The organism is Lapillicoccus sp. (assembly GCF_036559105.1).
Taxonomy (GTDB): domain Bacteria; phylum Actinomycetota; class Actinomycetes; order Actinomycetales; family Dermatophilaceae; genus Lapillicoccus.
This window is the reverse complement of record NZ_DATBTV010000098.1, coordinates 1-3,191: the sequence shown is the minus strand read 5'-3', so window position 1 is coordinate 3,191 and position 3,191 is coordinate 1. Positions and strand designations below refer to the sequence as shown.

The window sequence follows — 3,191 nt, the reverse complement described above, 5'->3', positions numbered from 1 at the left end:
CCGCAGTACTGCGCCATCCGGTCACGCAGGATGCCCTCGGCGACCATGAAGGACACGGCCACGGTCCGTTCTACCTCGTCCGGCAGCCCGCGTAGGACGTCCTTCAGCGAGGACCCCCCATCGAGGGCTGCCACGGCCCACGGCCCCCAGCCGTGACGCGGCGCGGCAGCGATGGTCTGCGCCACGGTGAGCACGGCGGCGCTGTCGCTCGAGCCCGCGGCATACAGGATCACCGCGGTGGTAGGCGACGCGGCGATGCCTTCGGCGGTAAGCAGCTCCTCGGCAGCGTCCAGGAGTAGGTGGTGGGGGCCGAGCGGATCGGCGAGCCCCACGTCCACCCCTGAGCCCCGGGTCAGCTCTTCGACGGCATTCGGCACGTCGACGGTTGCGTGGTACGCCGGAGTCAGCAGCACCGGCACCACGACGGCCGGGCCGGAGAGTGCCGCCGCGGCGTCGCTCGGCGTCGGGGGGTGATGGTCGAGGTATGCCGTGTGCACGGCCCGGTCCGAGGTGCGGGCGCGCACATGCGCCGCCAGCTCCTCGACGCCCGCGGCGTGACGAGGATCTGGCGACCCGTGCGCAAGGAGGACGATGTCGCGGGCTCGGCTCACCCTGCGACGCTACCTCGCCGTGAGGTCGCCCAGCCGGTTGCGCACAGAGACGACCTCTCCGACGACCACGACGGCAGGCGCTCGGACGCCTGCCGCCGTCGCGTCGGCCGCCGCACGTTCCAAGGTGGTCGTGGTGGTCCGCTGCTCCGGGGTCCACCCACGTTCGATGAGGGCGACAGGGGTGTCGGCGGCCCGGCCGGCCGCGAGCAGGGCGACGGCTGTGTCGGCCAACGCAGTGACTCCCATGAGCAGGACCAGCGTCGCGTCCGGGGCGGCATCGGCGGCCGCTCGCAGCACCGAGTCGGCCCCCTCGTGGGCCGAGGCGACCACGAACGATGCGGTGATGCCCCGGTGGGTCACGGGGATCCCAGCGGCAGCGGGCACGGATACGGCGGACGTCACGCCAGGCACGACCTCGACGGCGATCCCGCGCTCGACGCAGTGGAGCGCCTCCTCCCCGCCCCGGCCCAGGACGAACGGGTCGCCCCCCTTGAGCCGGACGACGTTGCGGCCCAGCCGGGCGTGATGCACGAGGAGCTCGTTGATGCGGTCCTGTGCGACCGGATGGTTGCCCGGGGTCTTGCCCACGTCGACCACCTCTACGTCGGCCGCCAGGGTGGCCAGCAAGCCACGCGGCCCCAGCCGGTCGGCGACCACCACATCGGCAGCAGCGAGCAGGGCCCGCCCTCGGACGGTGATGAGGTCGTCCGCTCCGGGGCCACCGCCGACCAGGGCAACGCGTCCTAACGGCGGGTGGGTCGATTGCGCGGACCCGACGGCGCGGACCCGGCGAACCGGGAGCGTGCCCGAGTCCAGTGCCGCCAACACTGCGTCCCGGACCGCGCTGGCTCGCCGCGGGTCTCCGCCGGCGGTGACGGCCACCGTGAGGCCGTCCGCCGGTGTGCCCTCGGTGCCACGGGCCACCGCGGGGGTCCATGCCGACGACGCTCCCGCGTCGTCGGCCCGGATGCACCAGATACGGGCCGCCTGCGCCTCGCGGGCGACCTGCGCGTCGACCTGCGGTGAGCCCGTGGCCGTGTGGACCAGCCACGCCGGCTCCGGCTCGAGCAGGTCACCGGCGAGGTAGTCCCTGTCGTACCACCGGATCTCGCCATGGTCGACCCGTGCTGCCAGGTCCTCGCAGATGAAGGGCGCGATCACCTCTGCGGAGGCCCCGGCGTCCAGCAGACCAGCCACCCGACGCGCGGCCACGGGGCCACCACCCACCACCACGACCCGACGTCCGGTCAGGTCGAGGGTCAGCGGATACGACGGCTGGGACATCAGATTCCCTCGCCGGCGCTTCGGTCGGGCGCATCAGCCATACCCGCGGCCAGCGTGGACCCGTCGGACTCGTCGATGAGAAGGAAGGCTCCCGTGCGGCGCAGGTCCCGGTAGTCATCGATGGCGATGTCCTCGGCGAGCCGGATCCGCACCCGCCCGATGGCGTTGAGCGCCAGGCCGTCTGGAGCCGAGCGCTGCTCCATGGACGCGATGTCGAGCTGGTCCACGACATCGTCGACCATGGCGCGGACGGTCCTGGTGCCGACCCGCAGCAGGACTCGGTCGCGCTGACGCACTGGCCGTTCGGACAGCACGGCGAGCGTCCCGGACAGGTCACGGGTCAGCAGTCCTGGCTCCGCTGCCGAGGCCACCAGGTCGCCGCGAGACACGTCGAGGTCGTCCGCGAGTCTGAGCACCACCGACTGCGGCGCGAAGGCCACGTCAAGGGACTCGATCGACCCGTCGGCGCGCGCCCTGTCGATCCCGACCACCGTCGTCGTGCGCGCGCTCGGCAACACGGTGACCTCGTCACCGGGGCGAACCACCCCGGAAGCCAGCCGGCCGGCATACCCCCGGTAGTCGCGGTGCTCGGCACTCTGCGGGCGGATCACGTACTGGACCGGCATGCGCAGCGGTTGTGTCGACGGGTCGATCCCCACCGGGACCGCCTCGAGATGCTCGAGGAGGGTCGGGCCGGTGTACCACTCGGCCCGCTGGGAACGATCCACGACGTTGTCCCCGAACAGCGCGGAGACGGGCACAGCGACGACATCCTCGATCCCGAAGCGCCCCGCGTGACGGACGAACTCGGCGACGATCTCGTCGAATCGCTGCTGGTCCCAGTCCACCAGGTCCATCTTGTTGACGGCGACTGCGACGTGCCGCACGCCCAGCAGCCCGGTCACGGCGAGGTGCCGGCGGGTCTGCTCGACCACCCCGTGCCGGGCGTCGATGAGGATCAGCGCCAGCTCGGCCGTGGACGCGCCGGTCACCATGTTGCGCGTGTACTGGACATGGCCAGGAGTGTCGGCCAGGACGTACGAGCGCGTGGCCGTGGAGAAGTACCGGTAGGCCACGTCGATGGTGATGCCCTGCTCACGCTCGGCCCGCAGACCGTCGGTGAGCAGCGCGAGATCCGCCGCGTCGAGGCCGCGCTCGCGGCTGACCCGCTCCACGGCGTCGAGCTGGTCGGCCAGCACGGACTTCGTGTCATAGAGCAGCCGGCCGACGAGCGTGGACTTCCCGTCGTCCACCGATCCGGCCGTGGCCAACCGCAGCAGGTCATGCCGCCGCGGG

3 protein-coding genes are annotated in these 3,191 nt (G+C 72.3%); all 3 read right to left on the bottom strand.

The window, feature by feature from the left end; translation table 11 throughout:
* Positions 1-611: sirohydrochlorin chelatase (locus tag VIG79_RS12620; protein ID WP_331886105.1), on the bottom strand; the 611-nt coding region annotated here is incomplete at its 3' end.
* Positions 612-620: 9 nt separating this feature from the next.
* Positions 621-1,895, bottom strand: a complete 1,275-nt coding sequence (cobA, locus tag VIG79_RS12615; protein WP_331886103.1) for a uroporphyrinogen-III C-methyltransferase — start codon at positions 1,893-1,895, stop codon at positions 621-623.
* On the bottom strand, positions 1,895-3,175 hold the full coding sequence (locus VIG79_RS12610; protein ID WP_331886107.1) for a sulfate adenylyltransferase subunit 1: 1,281 nt from the start codon (positions 3,173-3,175) through the stop codon (positions 1,895-1,897). Before VIG79_RS12610 ends, cobA begins: the two co-directional genes overlap by 1 nt.
* Positions 3,176-3,191: the final 16 nt, after the last annotated feature.